This is a genomic window from Bradyrhizobium sp. USDA 10063 (genome assembly GCF_054063735.1).
Genome location: NZ_JBSSGP010000002.1, coordinates 6,737,923 through 6,756,928 on the forward strand (window position 1 = coordinate 6,737,923; position 19,006 = coordinate 6,756,928).

The following is a 19,006-nucleotide window of genomic DNA, read 5'->3' on the forward strand; positions in this document are numbered from 1 at the left end:
GGTCCAAGGCACGGAAACGCGCTTTCGGCCGCAAAAGTTGCCTTCGGCGTGGCCTGGCCGAAGGTGCATGAACCCGGTTTTCCGAGGGGAAGGGGCCTGGGTAAACCGACAGGTGCGGCCGCCGGACCAACTCCATCTATCGGTGCATAGTTTTGCGGCGGCGTTGCGCCGGCCTCGCTCAGCACGTAAATTTCGACGCCTAAGCGCTTGCCGAACCGCAAGGATTCGCGGACGGCCACGCCATCGAGGATCTACCTTGTCTCGTATGAGCGATCGTTCCACCAACGCGGCCGCCAGTGCCGAGCCCGCTATCGCCGACGTCGATGCCGCCACGCGGCGGCTGATGGCGGCGCTGGATGCGCTGGAAAGCGCCGTCGAGCGGCGGCGCGAGGCTGACCGCGACGAGAACGAACTCGCGAGCCGGATCCAGGCGCTTGGCGCCGATCGCTCACGGCTTGCAGACGAACTCGATAACTCGCTCGTGAAGACGCGCAAGCTCGAGCGCACCAATCGCGAGATTGCTGAGAAGCTGGATACCGCAATCGGCACCATCCGCGCCGTGCTCGATGGCGGGGAGGATACGCGATGAGCCACATCAACGTCACCATCAACGGCCGGCAATACCGGATGGCGTGCGAAGAGGGGCAGGAGGTTCGTCTCTTGAAGCTCGCGGAGAACCTGGAATCGCGCATCGAATCGCTGCGCGGTAAGTTCGGCGAGATCGGCGATGCCCGCCTCACCGTGATGGCCGCGCTCACCGCCTGCGACGAACTGGTCGATGCCGGTGCACGCATTCGCAGCCTGGAGCAGGAAATCGAATCCCTGCGCAACTCTGACGCCGCCGCGGTTGATCGCGCCCGCGCCACGCAAGTCGCGATCTCAAACGCACTCAACGCCGCCGCCGAGCGGATCGAGAAAACCACGCAAGTGCTCAACCGCACCATCGGCGGTGGTATCGCGATCGGCTGACTCGCTATTTACCCTCCCCTGAAAGGGGAGGGTCGGTTCGCATGCAGCGAAGCGGAATGCGAATCGGGGAGGGGTCAACTCTCTCCATTCGGGCAGTGTCGCTGGCGGAGAGACCTGACCCCTCCCCGCCGCTCATTTCATTCGCGTCGACCCTCCCCTTTCAGGGGAGGGTATAAGCGCGGCCTGAAATCCCTTCCCGCTGGCGAAACCCTGCGCTCATCGCTACATTACCCCCTGCGAAGCTGCGTCGCGCGTCAGGAGCTATATATCCCCGGGGCCTTATCGATCCTTTAGGGAACTGTCCCTGGCCGGGTCCGTGGACCCGGACATATGGTGCCCACCTACTTTCGTAGGGAACTCCGGGATCGAACGCTTCAACGGCCTCTGCGGCTTCGCGCTCTGTTTTTTGTGCGGTGTTCACGGGCACCCGCGCGTCGGTCATACCCCGCGAAAGCGGGGTATCCAGTACGCCGCGGCTTCGCAGTTTGATCACCAACGGCTCTGGAATACTGGATCACCCGCCTTCGCGGGTGATGACCGTGGAGCAAGACATGATGCGCGCCATCTCTCCGAAGGCTGAGCTCCGCAGCGCCGCGCTCACCCGACGTGATGCGCTGAGCGATGAGCAGCGCACTGCTGCCGCCGCGAAGATCGCCAAGCGCGGCCTGCCGTTTGAGATCGCGCGCGGCACGATCGTCTCCGGCTATTCCCCGATCCGCAGCGAGATCGATCCGATGCCGCTGATGCTGGAGCTTGCGGCGCAGGGCGCGCAGCTTGCGCTGCCGGCGGTCACCGCGCGCGGCCACTCCCTGGTCTTTCGCGCCTTCGCCAAAGGCGATCGGCTGACGCTTGGTGCGCTCGGCATCCCCGAGCCGTCGCCGGCCGCGGCCGAGCTGATCCCCGACATCATGCTGGTGCCACTCGCCGCCTTCGACCGGGTCGGTCATCGGATCGGCTATGGCGCCGGCTATTACGACTTCACCTTCACCCATCTGCGCAAAGCCAAGCACGTGATCGGCATCGGGCTTGCCTTCGCGGTGCAAGAAATCAAGGCGGTTCCGGCTTTGTCGCACGACGTCGCGCTTGATTATGTGCTAACGGAGCGCAAGACGTTCGATTTCCGGGAGTAGCTGAATTTGCGTATCCTCTTCGTCGGTGATGTCGTCGGCAGGACCGGCCGCACCGCCATCTCAGAACATCTTCCCCGCATGATCCGTGACTGGTCGCTCGATCTCGTCATCGTCAATGGCGAGAACGCCGCCGGCGGCTTCGGCATCACCGAGGCGATCTACCAGGAATTCCTGGACGCCGGCGCGGACGCGATCACGCTCGGCAACCACGCGTGGAATCAGAAGGAAGCGCTGGTCTTCATCGAGCGCGCGCCGCGGCTGATCCGCCCGCTCAACTTTCCGCGCCACGCGCCGGGCCGTGGCGCCACGCTCGTCGACACCAAGAACGGCAAACGCGCGCTCGTCCTCAACGCGATCGGCCGCGTCTTCATGGAGCCTTCCAACGATCCCTTCACCGCGGTCGAGCGCGAGCTCGAGGCCTGTCCGCTGCGGCAGGCGGCGGACGCGATCGTGGTGGATTTCCACGGCGAGGCCACCTCCGAGAAGCAGGGCATGGGCTTCTTCTGCGACGGCCGCGTCAGCCTGGTGGTCGGCACCCACACCCATGTGCCCACCGCCGATCATCAGGTGCTGCCGGGCGGCACCGCCTATATGACCGACGCCGGCATGACCGGCGATTACGATTCCATCATCGGCATGCAGAAGGAAGAGCCGCTGCAGCGCTTCCAGACCGGCATCCCCTCGGGCCGTTTCGAGCCGGCCGCCGGCGAAGCGACGCTGAGTGGTGTGGCGGTCGAGACCGACGATGCCACCGGCCTCGCGCTCCGCATCGCGCCGGTACGCGCCGGTGGACGTCTCGAACCGGCGGTGCCGGGATTTTGGGTGGGCTAGGCCGTGTACCCGTAAACCCGTTGATGACGCGACGAAGGCTATGTCCGCTTCGCCCCCGTTAGCGACCAGGCTCGCGCGGTCGCGAAGAGCGAACAACGGATGTGACGGCCCTCGCACGCGATTGGAGGGGATCGGCTGGCCGACGTGCCTTCAATCGGGTAGCCATTCCGTCTTGTAACAAACCCCACCACAGAAGGATTACGGTGCTTCGGGCCTCTCGTGAGCATTGCGCGCGGAAAAAGGAATCCGGCCTCGCCCCGATTCGGGCGGCCACCAAGCAACGCGCGCGCCTCCCTAATCGGCGGCGATGAGCGCGGCGGCAAGCTCCAGCGGCCGGTCAATCATCACGTCGTGGCCGCAGGCGAAGCTGACGAACTTCCAGCCAGGATCATCCTTGAAGCGTGCGCCGAATTGCTGGAACGGCGACGGCTCCCAGCCGGCGGCAAGCATGTACACGCGCTTCGGCACCTGCCGGCCACCGACTTCGAGCTTCTGCTCGAATGTCGCGAGCGGCTGCTTGACGCACATCGCGTCGACCCAAGCGGCGTCCTGGGCGTTGACGGCGAAAGCAGCCGCCGGAATGGGCGTGATCTTGTAACCTTCGCCTTTCTGCGCGGCGTCGTCACGCATCTGTCCCGATTGCTCGGCCGGCAGATAGTCGAACAGAGACTTGCCGTTCTCCGGCACGAAGGCGTCGAGATAGACTAGGGAACGGATCTTCGCCGCGATCTGCTCGGCGACGCCGGTGATGACCATGCCGCCGTAGGAATGGCCACACAGCACTACGTCCGACAATTCCTCGCAGCGGATGACACCGACGATGTCCTGAACGTGCGTGTCGAGATCGATCGCGCGGTTCATCAGATGAGCGCGCTCGCCGAGGCCGGTCAAAGTCGGCGTATAGACCTCGTGCCCGGCCTGGCGCAACAGCCGCGCCACCCGCTGGTAGCACCAGCCGCCATGCCAGGCCCCGTGGACGAGAACGAAGGCGGTCACGGTCGTCCTCCCTCCATCGCTACTGCGTCTTCGGACGCGGATCGTCCTTGGGATTGACGTAGTTGATGCCCCACGGACCGGTGCTGTTGAGCTGAATCACCGTGTCTTCGTCGGCGAAGAAAGAGTGCGCCGAACCAGGGGACAGCGCAAAGAAGCTACCCGCGGGAAGAATTTGAGCCTGGTCGTGATCGGCCGTCGTTCCCATCCCCAAGCGCGCTATCCCCGAGAGAACGGTGACGATCTCTGGCTTGGGATGGGAGTGCGGAGCAACGTGATAGCCCTGTGGCACTTTCAGACGAAACGCAAACAGGCCTTCCTTGCCCGGGTCGCCATAAAGCACCACCGCCTGCGCACCGGGTGGGAGGGAGGGGGGCGCCGGTCCCCATTTGATGTCCTGTGGCGAGATCAGCTTGTGCTCGCCTGTTTCCTGACCAACGGCGCTGCCAGACAGCGCTGCGAGTCCGATCGCCGTCATCGCAGCCATGTTGAGAAGGGTATGCCGCTTCATTGTGGTTTCTCCTTTGACTTAAGCACCTCCGCGCGCGAACCCGCGCGTTATAAATGGTGGAAAATCAGCGGTAAGATGGTTGGCTGAGATGGCGGTGCCCGCTTACGGCAGTGTCGCTGCCCATTCGCCGAACGGAACGTTCGGCGCGGCCCGTCTCTAGCGCAGCCGCTTACAATCTACCCGACCTTGCGACTGCGAGAGAGAGCACTTGTTGACGCAGGATACGAGCGACAATGTCGGGTTCGGGTCGTTTTCGACGGACTTAGCGCGGGTTGTTGGCTGGTTGGTGTCCCGCCGAAAAGCCAACTACCTCGCATTCGTTCGGCTTGTGTCGGTCCGGATGTGGCTCTGCGTTAATGAGTCCGCGCCTCAGTTCAAAAACGCGTGTCAACTGCGCGAGGGTCGCGCTGGCATACAGCCTCTTCGACCTGATTTCGTTTGTACAATCTCACTCGAAATGTTGCATCCGAATTGATGGCTCGGCTTTTCACGCATCCGGCGTGACATTGCCTCACGGTGGGGAGCGGTCCGTCGCGTTGCGCGGAGCGATCCCGGCCAGGGAGGCGACCATGAAGTTCGAGCAGATGTCGGACAGCATCTGGCTGCATCATCAGCCGCCCCATTATCCCTGGGACGATGGCGATGCCAGTTATGGTACGAAGTTCTCGCCGGCTCGTTTGCATCATCTTGCGACCGATAGCCATGATGATGTTGGCGGCTCCTCGTTGAGCTCGCCCTCTCACGCTTCCGTCACACCTTTCGATTCGACTGGAGATGGAGGCGGTGGCCTTCATGGCATTGCGGATATCCACCAATCCAACAAGGCGCAGGCCGATCAGCTCGGTGGAAATGGCGGAGGCGGCAACGCGGCGGGCGGGGGTCCTTCCGCACACCAATCCAGTTCCGGCAAGGGCGATACCGGGACGATCGATACGGGGGCAAACGCAGCCGGCAGCGGCGGCGACGGATTTTTCTATGGGGGCATCATTCACGCCTCGCTGGTGATCTATCAGCCGATCAACATCGCAGTATCCGTGGGATATGGTTCAATCGCCATCGCGAAGCAGACCAACGATGTGACTATCGACCAGTCGGCCCTTCAGATGGCCGGCATCGGAGGAGATGGCGGCAGCGGCGACATTGCCGCCGGCGGAGACGTCGACGTCTCTTCGTCCGGCTCCAACGCGATCACGACAGGCGACAATCACGCCGGCAACGGCGGCGACGGTCATTTCCTTGGCACGCTGCTGCATGCGCCTGTCGTCATCTATCATCCCGTCAACTTCGCGTTTGCGGCCCCCGGTGGTACCGCGTACGCCAGCCAGTCGAACACGGTCGAGATCGATCAGTCCGCCGTGCAGATCGCAGGGGTCGGCGGGCAGGGCGGAAATGGTAATGCCGCAATCGGCGGCGACGTATCCGTTCACAGTTCTGGTGCTGATTCCGGCAACGGCGGAAGCGGAGCGAACCAGATCGACACCGGCGGCAATCAGGCTGGCAACGGCGGCGACGGCCAATTTCATGGCGACCTCGTCCACAAGTCTGTCGTCGTCTATGATCCCGTCAACATCTCGGTGGCCGGATACAATTCCACCAGCCAATCCTACCAGCTCAACGACGTGCATCTGGATCAGTCCTCGTTCCAGATGGCCGGTCTCGGGGGCGACGGCGGCAGCAGCAATGTCGCGGGGGGCGGCAGCGCAGCGATCATCTCTGCGCTCCTCGGCGGCGGCTCGGATGCGATCGCTACCGGACACAACAGCGCGGGCAATGGCGGCAGCGGCCACTTCTCCGGCAATCTCATCGACGTCAGCGTTGCGATCTATGCGCCCATCAACATCGCCATCGCCGGACCGCATTCGACGGCCGAGGCGGATCAGATCAACAATGTCCATATCGATCAGAGCGCGGTTCAGATCGCCGGAATTGGCGGTAACGGCGGCCATGACAATCTTGCGCTGGGCGGCGACGTCGCGATGCATCTGTTGTCCGATCTTCATCTGATCGGATAGCGCAGAAATTCTCTGCCAACCACTCGAGCCGATGACAAGCGCATGGTCGCTTCGTGGCCAGGGCGGCGCCAACCCGCCGAATTTCGACAGGGCATGTAATCCTTTCGGGCGTAGTCCGTCGAGCCGAATGACATCCCATTTGGCATCTATCGTGCGCACATCGACGAGGGACAAACTCGCTCTGCGCATCCGCTTCCAGGACAGGGAGGAATGTCGCGCGAGGCAAACTCACCACGGAGGCTCAAATGTCGAAAGGCAAGGGATTTATCAAGGTTTCCGATTCGATCGAGTTCAAGTCAATCGATACGGGCGGTCAGAGCGTCGGAAACGGCGGCGACGGCTATTTCAAGGGAAGCGTCAGCAACACACCAACCATCAAGTTCGATCCGTCGAACAAGGCTGAAGGCTCCGACGTACACGTCAAGACCGGCGATTACGTCAGTCAAAAGGCATCCTGGGATGCCGACGGCGGCGACGCCAAGGCGTGGAAGCACTCGAAGGCTGAGGGCGGCGACGCCAAGTCGAACGGCGATCAGAGCTCGTCCAGCGGATACGACACCTCCAAGGTGTATGCCAACACGACAGCCGAGCAGAGCAACTACCTGAAGGCAGACATGCACCAGGAAGTCGCTGCGGGCATCGGCGGCGATGGCGGCAATGACAACCTTGGCATGGGCGGAGACGTCGACGTCCATATCGATACCTTCTGATCGGCCTCATTAAGGCGACGGAGACCGGCGGTCCGTGCCGCCGGTCTCCGACTCTCCGCGAAATAATCCGCGCAAAAGGGCAAGCCGAGAAGCTTTGGCGGTGACGATGATGCTGGTGCCGCAGCTCCGGTTGAATCTGCTGCAGACGCCGTGGACGCCGTTGCAGGCGGCGCTGCGGACCTGCGCAGGCTCGCTTGGGATCGTGTTCGCCTATAGCTGCAGCTACAATCTGCTGCTGTTCGCTCCCTCGATCTATCTGCTCCAGATCTACGATCGCGTGCTGCCGAGCCGGAGCAACGAAACGCTCCTGATGCTCACCCTGATCGTTGCGCTCACGGTCGTGGTGGGCGGGGTGCTTGACGCGCTGCGTCGGTCTGTGTTGGCCCGCCTGGGTGGCTGGCTGGAAGACCGGCTGCGTCCCACCGTGCTCTCCGCCTGCCTCGACCATGCTTTCCGCAGCGATTCGGCGCGCGCTTCGGATGCCTATCGCGATCTCACCGCCGTGCGCCAGTTCGTCGAGTCCGGCGCGTCCCTGACGCTGCTGGATGCGCTCTGGATCCCGCCGTTCCTCGCCGTGCTGTTTCTGGTGCATCCCCTGCTTGGAGCCATTGGCGCCTGCAGCGTGCTGTTTCTGTTCGGCCTCACGGTTGCAGGCGATCTTCTCACCGAGAACGCGCTGGCGAAATCCGCCGCTGCCCTGTCCAGAAGCTATGGCCGTCTTGCAACGGTGATCGGCAGCGCTCACCTGATCCGCAGCATGGGAATGCTCGACGACGTGGCGCGCCGCGTCTACCTGGATGCGCGCAACGCGCAAAGCGAGTCCAACCTGGCGCAGCGGCGCTACGAGGTCATCATGCTGATCGCCAAGCCGACGCGTGCGCTGGCGCAGGTCCTCATCATGGGCGCAGCCGCGTGGCTCGTCCTCGATCACGGCAAGAGCGCGGCCATCATCTTTGTCACGATGCTGATGTTCAGCCGTGCACTGGCGCCGGTCGAAGGCGCCGTTGCAAGCTGGAAGGCGTTGAGGAGAGCGCTGGATGCCTGCCAGCGGCTGACCGCCGTCCTTGCTGCCGTTCCACCTGCAGCCGAGCACGCGGACAGTCCGTCGGAACAGCCGACGGGCGATCTCGTCGTCGACAATATCGGCGCGAGGGTTTCGGAAGGCACCTGGTTTCCCGTCAAGACTGTCTCGTTCCGTCTCGCGCCGGGAGAATGCCTCGGCATCATCGGTCCATCGGGCTCCGGCAAGTCCACACTCGCGGGCATCATTGCGGGGATCCTGTTGCCGGGGCAGGGGCGCGTCCTCCTCGGCGAGACCGACATTTCGAGCCTGCGCGGCGCGCGGCAAGGCCGTTACCTCGGCTATTTGCCCCAGGACATCGATCTCGTCGGAGAAACGATCAAGGATATCATCGCGCGGCTGGATGATGCCGATCTGCCAAAGGTCATGCATGCGGCGAAGCTCGCCGGGATCCATGAGAGCATCCTGCGGCTGCCGCTGGGGTACGATACCCTTGTCACCAATGGCGGGGGCGCATTCTCGCGCGGATTTCGCCAGCGCCTCGGGCTGGCGCGGGCATTTTTCGGCGAGCCGCGGCTGGTCGTGCTGGACGAGCCGAATGCCAGCCTGGACTATACCGGCGAGCGCGTGCTGCTGGACGCCATCGAACAACTGAAGATTTCAAGCGTCACTGTGGTCATCGTCACGCACCGCATGGGCATCCTCGCGGCGACGAACAAGATCGCGATCATGCAGGACGGTGCGGTCACGGCGTTCGGCGAGAGCGAGGACATCTTCGAGCGGTATTTGAGCCGGCCGCAAGTGGCGTCTCAAGTGGCTTCTCAGGAGACGGCTGTCCCGTGATCGCAAACCTACGAGCCCTCGTGCGGCTGCCGCCAGCCATCCTGCCGAAGCGCGAGAGATCCGTCGTGATCACCGCGATTGACGAATTCGAGCCACGGCAGCTTCCGTGGTGCCCGGCACCGACGCAGGCCTCGCCGCGCGGCAGGCTCCGCCGCGTCACCCTGGCAGGCAATCTCTTGGTTGTCGGTTTTGTGCTGGGTCTGGGAATCTGGTCGGCCTTTGCGCCGCTTGAAAGCGCCGCGATCGCTTCCGGCGTGGTCGAATCGGAGTCGAGCCGGAAGACGATCCAGCACCTCGAGGGCGGCATCATCAGGAAAATCTTGGTCGCCGATGGCGATGTCGTGAGTGCCGGACAGACACTGATCGCGCTCGATGACACCAGGGCCCGCGCCGAGGTGCAGAGCCTGCAGGGGCAATTGTGGGATGCGGCCGCACGTGAGGCAAGGCTTCTGGCCGAGCAGCAGGGGCAGGAGCTGATCTCGTTTCCGGTCTGGCTCGACAGGATCCGAAGCACGAGCGGTTCGGTCGAGTCCGTGCTGGGGGCGCAGCAGAACATCTTTGAAACACGCCGGCAGGTGTTCCAATCCCAGGCCACCATCCTCAGGGAAAAAAGGCTTCAGGTCGCAAAGGAGATCGAGGGGCTCAAGGCGCAGGAGGACGCGGTGGCGCAGCGGGCGACCATCGTGCGCGAAGAGCTGGATATGGTAGCTATCCTGGTCAACAAGGGACTGGAGCGCCGTCCGCGGCTCTTGAACCTCGAACGGGAGCTGGCCGATATCGAAGGGCGGCGGGGCGAGATCGTCGCGCATATCTCGCGCGCCAAGCAGGTGATCAGCGAGTCGCAGGCGACGCTCCTGAAGCTGGAAAGCGACCGGCAGAACGAGATCGCACAGTCATTGCGCGAGGCGCAGAATCAGGGCTTTCAACTGCGCGAAAAATTGCTGGCGGCGCAGGACCAATTGTCCCGAACGGAGGTCAAGGCGCCGGAGGACGGGGTGATAACCGACCTGCGAGTTCACACGCCGGGCGGCGTGATCGGGGCCGGCGCTCCGCTGATGGATCTGGTCCCCCGGCAGGACAGGCTTGTGGTGATCGCACGCCTCAAGCCGGAGGATATCGACGTGGTTCATCCGGGGCTGAACGCTGACGTGCACCTGCTGCCGTACAATCAGCGTCGCGTCCCGCGCCTGACGGGAACGGTGATGCACGTCTCGGCCGACCGCCTGCTCGACAAGCGCACCGACCAGCCATATTACGCGACGAAAATCCGGGTCCAGGATAGCAGGATCGTCGAGAATGGCTTGAAGATCATTCCCGGGATGCCGGCCCAGGTGTTCATCACGACCGGGCGCGGCACCGTGGCGATCTACGCTTTGAGGCCTCTGCTCGACAGCTTCCACACCGCCTTCAGCGAAGACTAAACATGATGATATTGGATTGCATCCGCGATCGATGCTGCGCTCCCCTCTCCCGCTTGCGGGAGAGGGTCGGGGTGAGGGCTCTCTCCACATCGGGGCTCTCGCAAGTGGAGAGAGCCCTCACCCGGCGCTTCGCGCCGACCTCTCCCGCAAGCGGGAGAGGTAAGTGAAACAGCCAGATCAGGATGACGAGAATGCACCGGGCTCCGGTCCACGGTGACCGGTCGATCTTGCGCGCCAGCGCAGCACTGCCTCGGTGCGATTGCGAGCGGCACACTTTCGCATGATGTGGTGAATGTGCATCTTCACCGTGTTTTCCGAAAGCTTCAGCTTGGCGGCGATCAGCTTGTTGGGCAGGCCGAGCTCCAATTGCGCAAGCACGTGTTGCTCGCGGGGCGTAAACTCGATCTGGTCCTTGTTTGCCAGATATATCGGTGCCAACGGGCGCGGATAGATCGCTTCGCAGCCCGAAGACCCATTCTGTCCTTCAATTGAAAGCGGCCTGTAGACGCCGCCGGCGAGAACAAGACGCAAGCCGGCGACGGCGAGCTCGACCGGGATCGAGGTCGGGAAAAAGCCTCGAATTCCGCGATGCAGGGCCGCAAGCGCCGTGGCTTCATCATCCCGATTACAGAACAGGGCGATCGCGGCGTTGGGGCAGCAATCGGCGAGAAGCGCGAGATCACCGGCCACGGCGGGATCGGCGACCGATTTGTCCCCGATGCTGAGCGTTGCCAGCCGAACATCTCGTCCCGTGGCGCAACCCAGATTGTCGGTCGTGGCCATTTCGACGAGTTCGAAGCCGATCAGCTCCTGCCTGAGAATGTGCAGAATACAGGTCCGCGCAAGCGTGAGCGGATCGATGATGAGCAGGACCGGCAACGGCAACGATCCGTTGAGCCGCTCTGCAGCACTGACAAGGTCGTCCATAATATCCCCAATTGAAGGAATTGCTGACCTACCCCAATCACTTCCATGCCAATGAATAACGTCGCGCAACCGGCCTATGGCGCGAGCCCTTTGCCGATCGAACGCGCAGGTTGCTCACCGGTATCCGCTTTCCCGGTGTCACTCTTCAGTTGCAAATATTCCGATACGCGATCGCCGCGGCTGAATCTGCTTTGCCGTCGACGACATAGACGTCATCCTCCTTCACAAGATACAGAAACGGCTTCTCCCCGGTGTCCTCGCCCGACGCCTTCTTTCCCCTGACATGACCACAGATCGTGTCGACCGGCCGCCCGAACGTATTCTTCCTGATTGCCCGCTTCGCGTCGGTGAACTCGGCCGACGCCGGATCCTCCATTTTTGCGGCGACCGACATCTTCGCCTTGCTCAGGACAGCCTCTGATGTTTCAGCATTGGAGGCACGGTCCGCCATCGCCCTCGACGCCGGGTTTTTCCCACGCGCGACCTGTGTCTCCCGACGCGGCGTTGATCGCTTCTCGGGCTTTGCCGCTGTTGCCGCCTTCGTTGTCTTCGCCACAGGATTGCGCGTGGGTTCGCTCGCCTTCGGCTCCGTCGGAGGTGGCGCGCTTCCATCGAAGCAGATTTTCGACCCGCACATCTGCAAGCTCGCCTGGGTGGATACAGGCATGCCATAGCCGATCAGCATTCCTGCCACCAAGCCAATGAGAAGCAGTCCCATGCAATCCCCTCCCCCGGGGTGGGCAGACTTCCACTCGCACTTCTTGCGACTTGATTTTGCGCTGATCCTCTATGTGTCCCGCAAAAGCGTTAAGCGCGCATTAAGCGTCGAACCGTTGTTCAGCCACGCTCCTGCATGGTTAACGCGGAGAGGAAAAAGGACTTCCCCGACCTTGGCGCGGTCGCTGTGGAACAGCCAGCATCTGCCTGGGCGCTGGGCCTGTGATGCTGTAAAGCTCATCGTCATGCCAGACCTGACCCAACTCGCGCTCTACTTTGCGGCAGCTTTGGTGCTCGCCGTCACGCCCGGTCCGGGCATCTTTTACGTCGCTGCACGCACGCTCGCCGGCGGTCGTGCGGAAGGCGTAGCCTCCAGCCTGGGCACCGGGCTGGGCGGAGTGGTCCACGTCCTCGCGGGCAGCTTGGGCGTTTCCGCCATCGTGCTCGCAAGCGCGGAATTATTCACCGCGCTGAAGCTGATCGGTGCGGCCTATCTGATTTGGATAGGCCTTCGCACGTTCCAGTCGGCCCGCCGGGACGCGTCGGCAGGTATGAATGGCGGATCCGCGGCACCGCCGATCGGGCCGCGACGGGCGTTTCGTGAAGGGGTGCTGGTCGAGGCGCTGAACCCGAAGACAGCAGCCTTCTTCCTGGCCTTTGTCCCGCAGTTCGTGGACCCGAGCGCGGGCCCCGTCGCATTGCAATTCGTGGTGCTTGGCTTCGTTTCGGTCGCGCTCAACACCCTCGCCGATATCGTCGTTGCCTTTGCGGCGAGCCGCATCCGCGAAGGCGCAGCAGCACGTCCCGCGTTGATCCGCCGCCTGCGCGAGGCGTCGGGCGCCGCGATGATCGCACTAGGCATCGGCCTCGTCCTGGCGAAGCGCCCTGCCAACTGATTTCTGGCCTATGCTGCTTTCACGACCCGTCTTCGCAACCCGGCAACCGCGTCGTGAAGAACACCGGCGACGGGTTCTTGGCGGAGTTTCCGAGGTCAATCCGCCGGCACATGATCAATCCGATTGATCTGCAACACTTGGACGTTGACCTGCGGCAATCGCGGAATTTCAACCACCAACATGCTGATGCCTAAACAGACCGAAAGACATAGCTCCAATCGCGGCCATCTAAAGAAACCCTGATCAATATAGGGTCTGCTCGAGAACGAGGAGGTCTACTATGCTGTTGTCTAAAGTCGTTGCTTCGGCGCTTATCGTTGGAGCTACAGGCTCAATGCCCGTGTCTGCCGCGATGGCCGCTTCTGACTGTCCAAAGCTACTGGAAGTAGCGGATTGGGGCGAGAATTCGACCGGCGACATTAGCGTCGCGTCCGGAGCAAGCTGCCTGTTTCCGATCACGATGCGCGGCACGGTGAGTAGCTCAGACATTTTACAAAAGCCGGCGCACGGCAGGTTGAAGAAGATCAACACAACTACCTACGAATACAAGGCGAAGGCCAAGTATAAGGGAAGCGATACTTTTGCCATCAAGGCAACGGGACAAGGGCCGACGGCCTCCGGTACAACGGTGATTACAGTGAACGCGACAATCAAATAGCGTTCCTCGTGCACATAGCATGGTGGAGGCGTCGAATTGGCGCAAACTCGAACGCGGCGAGGTCGGGTCGCGTAAGGGCGCTGGATAGTTGGCTGTGGGTAGAAGTGAGCTGTACCCCGAAGAGCCAACATTCTGGCGGAAGCCTGGGAGCGTCCAGCCGCTTACGCTTAGCGAAGCCGGGTGTTGTCACACGTTCAATTTTCGCAACTCTTCGGTCAGAAGTATCTCGTCGCTGCGACGTTTGAAGGGCCAGCAACGCCTGATGTAGTCCCGCCGAAAATCCGGCTTGAGTGCCAACAGGCTTTTCCGAGCCCTCTGTGCGCCTTGCATATCGCCGTTCTTGGCGAGAGCGATCACCAGCAGCATGTGAGCAATGAAATGCGACGATACCTGCCGAGTTGCGATCTGGGCCCACTCCACTGATTTTGCCGGGTTATCCAGCAGAAGATAGGCCGTTGCCAACACCGTACCGTAGGAGGCCAGATTCGGGTCCCGTGGACTGAGCTCAACCGCCTTTAGAAGTGGCCCGATCGCTTCTCTTGGCTGACCCGCGACCACAAGGGCGAACCCCAATCCATAGTGGGCTTGCGGGGAGTGGGGGTTCAACTCGATTGCCTCATGCGTCTTTTCGACCGCCAGCTCGTGCTCTCGCCCCATCATGTAAAGCCTACCGAGAATGGCGTGAGCAAAAGAGTCGCGCCCGTCAAGCTCGATAGCGCGTTTGGCGGCCTTAAGGCCCTCACGGAGGGTCCCGGAACGATTGCTGACGTAGTCGAATATCAAGGACAAGTGGCAAGCATATCCAAGCATGGCATACGCCTGTGCAAACTGACCGTCCGAGGCGATCGCTGCGCGACAGTGCTTCTTTGCAGCACGAATGTCGTCTGAACCGAAGCGGTAAAGGTGCCAAGTCCCGCGTCGGTACTGATCCCACGCGTCGAGATTGTTGGCGGGTCTTGAGCGCGCGCGCTCCCATTCGGCAGCGGTCATCTCGGGCTCGACTGCTCCGAGGACAGTCTGCACAATCTCGTCTTGAACGTTGAAGATGTCTTGGAGCAGGCGATCGTAGTGACGAGACCAGAGTTGAATCCCATTCGATCCATCTACCAGCTCAACGCCTATTCGTACCCGGTTTCCGGCCCGCCGGATGCTGCCGCCAACGATGTAACGGACCCCGAGGTCGTTTGCGACCTGTTTTGGATCAGCCTGCTTGCCCTTAAAACTGAAACTGGAGCTGCGAGAGATGACGCGCAGCCATCGGACCCTCGATAGGCCGGAAATCAGGTCTTCCGTAACACCATCTGCAAAGTATTCTTGTGACGTTTCGCCGCCCAGGTCGGCCAATGGGAGTACAGCCACACCGGGCTTTTCGGCGCGCACCTCCATCGCGCTATCGCGGGTTACCGAGCCCACCGGGAATCCAGCGGTCGTTCCAATCTTGATCGCGTAGGCACGCACCGGCCTGGCTATGTTCTTGAGGCGTTGCTCGCCTGCGTCCTCGAAAGCAATCGCGAATTGGCCTCGTACGTACTCCTGAACGCGATCCGAAACGCAGATGCCGCCAGGCTCCGCAATCCCTTCCAGGCGCACCGCCACGTTCACTCCATCGCCGAAGATGTCATCGTCATCGATGATGACGTCGCCAACATTGATGCCGATGCGGAACTCGATCCTCCTCTCTCTTGGCAGCGCGCTGTTGCGTTCAACCATGCCGCGTTGCACGTCGACGGCGCAGCGAACGGCATCCACGACGCTGCTGAACTCGGCCAGGATGCCGTCGCCGGTGTTCTTAACGACGTGTCCGCGGTGTTCACCAATCTTGGGATTGACGAGGGCACGCAAATGTTCCTTTAACCGGACATGCGTGCCCTCCTCGTCGAGGCCGGTCAGCCTACTGTAGCCAGCGACATCGGCGGCGAGGATAGCGGTGAGCCGTCGCTCCAGGTGCGCCGTGGCCACGCTTACCTCCGGGATGGATTGAGAACAGCTTACTCGTATTGGGTAGCGGCGACCAGCAGTCCGTCGTCAAGCAGGGCCGATGCCGCCGAGCCGGTCATGCCGAGTGACCCTCGTAAGAGAGACGAGAGCGTCGTGCCCTCCGATGGTCTTGTGGAGCATCCTGGTCTAGCATGAAGCCGGGGCGGAACTTCACCCCGTGTGGACGGCGATCGTGCGGCCCGACCACGAAACTCCAGTGCGTACAAGGAGCGGAGCCACCTGCTGGGGCGGCGTAGGGTCGCCGTGGCGGCCATGGGCCGTGGTGGCGTGGGCCACGCTGCTCTTGGCAATTCTCGTCTCGTTCAGGCCGGCGGTCCCGGTCATCTGGGGCGACACGCCGCCCTTTGTGGAATCCGCGCTTCGCACGCTCGAGGCAGGACGGCCGACCGTGGCGGGTGGGCGCGATCCGGGCTACCCGACGTTTCTGGCCGTGATGTTTGCGTTGGGAGGTGACCTCGGAACGGTGGTGCGCGTGCAGCAGGCGGCGTGGGTCGTTTTGATGCTGGCGCTTGCAGCATCCGCGCAGGCGGCGACGCGCAACGCCGGTGGGCTCGTGCCGATCATCCTCGTCGCGACATATCCGGGCCTGCTGCTGTTCAGGAGCGTCCTCACCGCAGAGCTTCTCTTTGCGGTCTTCCTCAATCTGGCGATGGTTGGATTGCTCATTGCCACCTGCGTCAACGGGGCGGTGCGATGCTGCATGGTCGTTGCCTCCATCCTGTGCGCGGCGTTTGCGGCGTGCCTGAGATCGCAGGGATTCCTTGTCCTGATCGCGGCCATCCTGGTGGGCGCCTACCTTGCCCGGCCGGCAACGCCCGCGCGCCTTGCCGTGCTGGCCGCTTCCGTCGCGACGGCGCTGGCGCTCCTCCTCGTCGGCTCTCGGTTCGGAGCTTTGAACTCCGACCAGGCCTCGGCGGTGTTCGTCCCCAAGACGCTGTTCTGCAATCACCTGAACATCGTACTTGCAAGCGATGCAGCACGACGCGAGATCGTATCGGCGGCGGGCGACCGCGCTGATGCCACGATGGCGCGGCTTGCCGCCGACTTCGCTGCGGAGCCGGGCCGCTGGCCCGTGCTCGGGTTCTTCGGCGATGCGTGCCTGTTCGACACCGAATTGGATCGAGATCTCGCCGACGATACCGGACATGTCGTCAGTGCGGCGTCAGTCTATCGGCGCATCTTTCTGGCCGCCGTGCACGACCGACCGCTGGCCTACGCAGGCAAGTTCGTCCGTCAGATGGCTTATGGCCTCTCGCTGGCATGGCCGCCTTACGGACTCGAGCCTGCCATACCGGTGTCCAGCGACGACGTGCCGCATGTGTCCGAGATCATGACACGGCATGGCCGAGCGGCTCAGGCGATCGATCTAAAAGGCGGACCAGTTCGGATCGGCCTATTGTCGGATTTCCCGGGCATGTCAGCCTATCTGTTCAAGGCATTGTCCGCGACCTTCGTTATCGCTGTGATATTTTGGACGGTGGCCGCTGTGCGGCGTCGGCGCCGCGCTTTCGTGACGCGTGCAGGCATCGTGATCGCGATGTGGGTGGCTTCGATCGCAACCGCCGCCGGCGCCCATACCCTCGATGTCTCGCGATATCTGATTCCCGCAGTGCCGATGGTGGGCCTCATGCTGTCCCTTTTCGTCGTCGAACTGACTGAGATGATAGCGGCTGATCACGCGGCTCTATCCGCGACGATCAGACGTGCGATGCGTTTCGGCCCAAGGAGCGGCAGTCTTCGAAATCAAATCGGAACAGAGTAACGGTGATCTGCGAAGAATGACGTCGGCAGATGCGCCGAAGCTAACATATGATTGGTCGGCCTGCCTACTTTACAACACTTTGCGGTTGTTTAAGGCAACATGAGCGCCGTCGGCGTTGCCAGTGCCTCATCGCCGCTGGCGGCCAGAGTAGATCCTTAACGCCTCATGGAGGATCTCATGTCCACAGCGTTCCGCGTGGTTCTCGAAGGCAGCCAGGAAGTCCCCCCGAACGACTCGACGGCAAGCGGCCTAGGAACTGTCATCTTTGACAGTGCGGCAGTAGCTGCGACCTATTCGTTTCGGATTGAAGGCGTCGACTATGGCCCGGCTATCGGTGGGCCCGCGCAGACCCCGACAACCCTCGACGATGTCACCAGCACGCATTTTCACAATCAGGTGCGAGGCGTAAACGGGCCCGTTGTGTTCGGGCAGATCAATCCGGCCCAGGATAACGACGATCTTGCCATCACGCTGAACGCGGATGGCTCCTGGATGGTGAGCGGCCGCTGGGAGACCACGGACCCGGCCAACGTTTCTATCGCCGACTTCGCCGCCACACTCGGTTCGGCCCCGGTGGGATCCGAAGTTCCGCTCTATTTCAACGTGCATACCAACCAGTTTATGGGTGGCGAAATCCGGGGCCAACTGGTCGCCATCGCGGATGACAACGCGAACGTCGTGGAAGGCACGGCAGGGAACGACCTGCTCCCTGGACTAGGCGGCGATGATGTCATCCTGGGCCGTGCGGGGGATGACACGATCGAAGGCGGTGATGGCAACGATTTCCTGTCCGGTGGACGGGGGAACGACAACATCAACACCGGTGCAGGCAACGACGTCGTGCTCGGCGGAGCAGGCGACGACCGGATCGGCGGCATGGCCGGCAGGGATATTGTACAGGCCGGTGCCGGCGACGACTTTATCGCGTGGAACGATCCGACGGGTGATGTCGTGTTCGGTGGTCGCGGTAATGATACCATTCTCGGCGGCAACGTTGCGGCCGACGAGATCCACGGTGGCGCCGGAGACGACCTCATTCGGGCATTCGCGACATCGCCGGAGGACGCTACCGCAAGCGACAAGCTGTTTGGCGATAGGGGCGACGATGTCGTGATCGGCGGAAACGCCGCCGATACCATCGAAGGCGGACGCGGCAATGACTTCCTGACCGGCAACGATGGCGCCGATGTCTTCGTGTTCCGGGACAACGGGGCCGGCGACGACATCATCACCGATTTCGATCCGTCTGAAGACGTTGTCCAGTTGGAGGGGTTCGGTGCAAGTTTCGACCCCCTGGCAGCGCTGACCGCGCAGCCGCTCGGCACCGAGCTGGATCTGGGCGGCGGCAATAGCGTGCTGTTTCTGGGCCGCACCTTGGCCGAGTTCAGCGCCGACGACTTTCAACTCATGTAACAGCGGCGTCTCGTAGCCCGGGTTCTTTGTGCGAGGCAGGCGCGGCAGGGCGCCGGCAGGTCGGCCAAGGTCGCCACGCTCGATGTAAATCCTGTCTAGATATCTGTTAGGCGCGCGGGCTTGAGGTTTCTTATGCCCAGCCATTGAATTTTGAAGCGTCAAGAATTCTACGGATAATTTTCGCGCCGCCGTCA

At 62.4% G+C, this 19,006-nt stretch carries 17 protein-coding genes and 1 other RNA gene; 13 read left to right on the plus strand and 5 right to left on the minus strand.

From position 1 onward, the window contains the following. The first annotated feature begins 265 nt into the window (after positions 1 to 265). The 5 genes from ACVJGD_RS33775 to ACVJGD_RS33795 all read left to right on the plus strand — a co-directional run bounded on the left by ACVJGD_RS33775 (position 266) and on the right by ACVJGD_RS33795 (position 2,930). Positions 266 to 589: a DUF4164 domain-containing protein gene (locus ACVJGD_RS33775; protein WP_456638258.1), complete on the plus strand. Its 324-nt coding sequence runs from the start codon at positions 266 to 268 to the stop codon at positions 587 to 589. Beyond that, positions 586 to 969 carry a cell division protein ZapA gene (locus tag ACVJGD_RS33780; RefSeq protein WP_456638259.1) on the plus strand — a complete coding sequence of 128 codons (384 nt, stop codon included), beginning with the start codon at positions 586 to 588 and terminating at the stop codon, positions 967 to 969. Before ACVJGD_RS33775 ends, ACVJGD_RS33780 begins: the two co-directional genes overlap by 4 nt. A 236-nt stretch (positions 970 to 1,205) precedes the next feature. Next, positions 1,206 to 1,366, plus strand: a non-coding RNA gene (ssrS, locus tag ACVJGD_RS33785) — 6S RNA. A gap of 157 nt (positions 1,367 to 1,523) precedes the next feature. After that, complete coding sequence (locus ACVJGD_RS33790; RefSeq protein WP_456640456.1) at positions 1,524 to 2,099, plus strand: 5-formyltetrahydrofolate cyclo-ligase; 576 nt, start codon at positions 1,524 to 1,526, stop codon at positions 2,097 to 2,099. A 6-nt stretch (positions 2,100 to 2,105) separates the two neighbouring features. Beyond that, a complete protein-coding gene (locus ACVJGD_RS33795; protein WP_456638260.1) occupies positions 2,106 to 2,930 on the plus strand; it encodes a TIGR00282 family metallophosphoesterase in 825 nt (274 codons plus the stop codon). A gap of 294 nt (positions 2,931 to 3,224) precedes the next feature. Here the strand turns inward: ACVJGD_RS33795 and ACVJGD_RS33800 are convergent, their stop codons facing one another. Both ACVJGD_RS33800 and ACVJGD_RS33805 read right to left on the minus strand, forming a co-directional pair. After that, positions 3,225 to 3,926 carry an alpha/beta hydrolase gene (locus ACVJGD_RS33800; protein ID WP_456638261.1) on the minus strand — a complete coding sequence of 234 codons (702 nt, stop codon included), beginning with the start codon at positions 3,924 to 3,926 and terminating at the stop codon, positions 3,225 to 3,227. A 19-nt stretch (positions 3,927 to 3,945) separates the two neighbouring features. Then, positions 3,946 to 4,434 carry a cupin domain-containing protein gene (locus ACVJGD_RS33805; RefSeq protein ID WP_456638262.1) on the minus strand — a complete coding sequence of 163 codons (489 nt, stop codon included), beginning with the start codon at positions 4,432 to 4,434 and terminating at the stop codon, positions 3,946 to 3,948. 569 nt (positions 4,435 to 5,003) lie between these two features. Between ACVJGD_RS33805 and ACVJGD_RS33810 the strand changes: the two genes are divergently transcribed. The 4 genes from ACVJGD_RS33810 (at position 5,004) to ACVJGD_RS33825 (ending at position 10,441) form a co-directional block, all read left to right on the plus strand. Further along, entirely contained in the window at positions 5,004 to 6,446 is a 1,443-nt protein-coding gene (locus ACVJGD_RS33810; RefSeq protein WP_456638263.1) for a hypothetical protein, read from the plus strand. Positions 6,447 to 6,691: 245 nt separating this feature from the next. Continuing rightward, positions 6,692 to 7,156: a hypothetical protein gene (locus tag ACVJGD_RS33815; RefSeq protein ID WP_456638264.1), complete on the plus strand. Its 465-nt coding sequence runs from the start codon at positions 6,692 to 6,694 to the stop codon at positions 7,154 to 7,156. A gap of 109 nt (positions 7,157 to 7,265) precedes the next feature. Continuing rightward, entirely contained in the window at positions 7,266 to 9,020 is a 1,755-nt protein-coding gene (locus tag ACVJGD_RS33820; RefSeq protein ID WP_456640457.1) for a type I secretion system permease/ATPase, read from the plus strand. Continuing rightward, positions 9,017 to 10,441 (plus strand): HlyD family type I secretion periplasmic adaptor subunit, encoded by a 1,425-nt coding sequence (locus tag ACVJGD_RS33825; RefSeq protein ID WP_456638265.1) that lies wholly within the window; start codon positions 9,017 to 9,019, stop codon positions 10,439 to 10,441. The genes ACVJGD_RS33820 and ACVJGD_RS33825 overlap by 4 nt, the downstream gene beginning before the upstream one ends. Positions 10,442 to 10,618: 177 nt before the next feature. Here ACVJGD_RS33825 and ACVJGD_RS33830 read toward each other — a convergent pair whose 3' ends face one another. Both ACVJGD_RS33830 and ACVJGD_RS33835 read right to left on the minus strand, forming a co-directional pair. Further along, positions 10,619 to 11,368, minus strand: coding sequence for a LuxR C-terminal-related transcriptional regulator (locus tag ACVJGD_RS33830; RefSeq protein ID WP_456638266.1), 750 nt, complete (start codon positions 11,366 to 11,368; stop codon positions 10,619 to 10,621). 145 nt (positions 11,369 to 11,513) lie between these two features. Next, positions 11,514 to 12,053 carry a hypothetical protein gene (locus ACVJGD_RS33835; protein ID WP_456638267.1) on the minus strand — a complete coding sequence of 180 codons (540 nt, stop codon included), beginning with the start codon at positions 12,051 to 12,053 and terminating at the stop codon, positions 11,514 to 11,516. A 277-nt stretch (positions 12,054 to 12,330) separates the two neighbouring features. On the opposite strand from ACVJGD_RS33835, the gene ACVJGD_RS33840 reads away from it, so the two are divergent. Beyond that, positions 12,331 to 12,981 carry a LysE family translocator gene (locus ACVJGD_RS33840; RefSeq protein ID WP_456640458.1) on the plus strand — a complete coding sequence of 217 codons (651 nt, stop codon included), beginning with the start codon at positions 12,331 to 12,333 and terminating at the stop codon, positions 12,979 to 12,981. 280 nt (positions 12,982 to 13,261) lie between these two features. Continuing rightward, positions 13,262 to 13,639, plus strand: coding sequence for a hypothetical protein (locus ACVJGD_RS33845; RefSeq protein ID WP_456638268.1), 378 nt, complete (start codon positions 13,262 to 13,264; stop codon positions 13,637 to 13,639). A gap of 186 nt (positions 13,640 to 13,825) precedes the next feature. On the opposite strand, the gene ACVJGD_RS33850 is transcribed toward ACVJGD_RS33845, so the two are convergent. Next, positions 13,826 to 15,598: an adenylate/guanylate cyclase domain-containing protein gene (locus ACVJGD_RS33850; RefSeq protein ID WP_456638269.1), complete on the minus strand. Its 1,773-nt coding sequence runs from the start codon at positions 15,596 to 15,598 to the stop codon at positions 13,826 to 13,828. A gap of 235 nt (positions 15,599 to 15,833) precedes the next feature. On the opposite strand from ACVJGD_RS33850, the gene ACVJGD_RS33855 reads away from it, so the two are divergent. Together ACVJGD_RS33855 and ACVJGD_RS33860 are read left to right on the plus strand one after the other, a co-directional pair. Further along, complete coding sequence (locus tag ACVJGD_RS33855) at positions 15,834 to 17,399, plus strand: hypothetical protein (RefSeq protein ID WP_456638270.1); 1,566 nt, start codon at positions 15,834 to 15,836, stop codon at positions 17,397 to 17,399. Between the two features lie 177 nt (positions 17,400 to 17,576). Beyond that, a complete protein-coding gene (locus ACVJGD_RS33860) occupies positions 17,577 to 18,812 on the plus strand; it encodes a CHRD domain-containing protein (RefSeq protein WP_456638271.1) in 1,236 nt (411 codons plus the stop codon). Positions 18,813 to 19,006 lie beyond the last annotated feature (194 nt).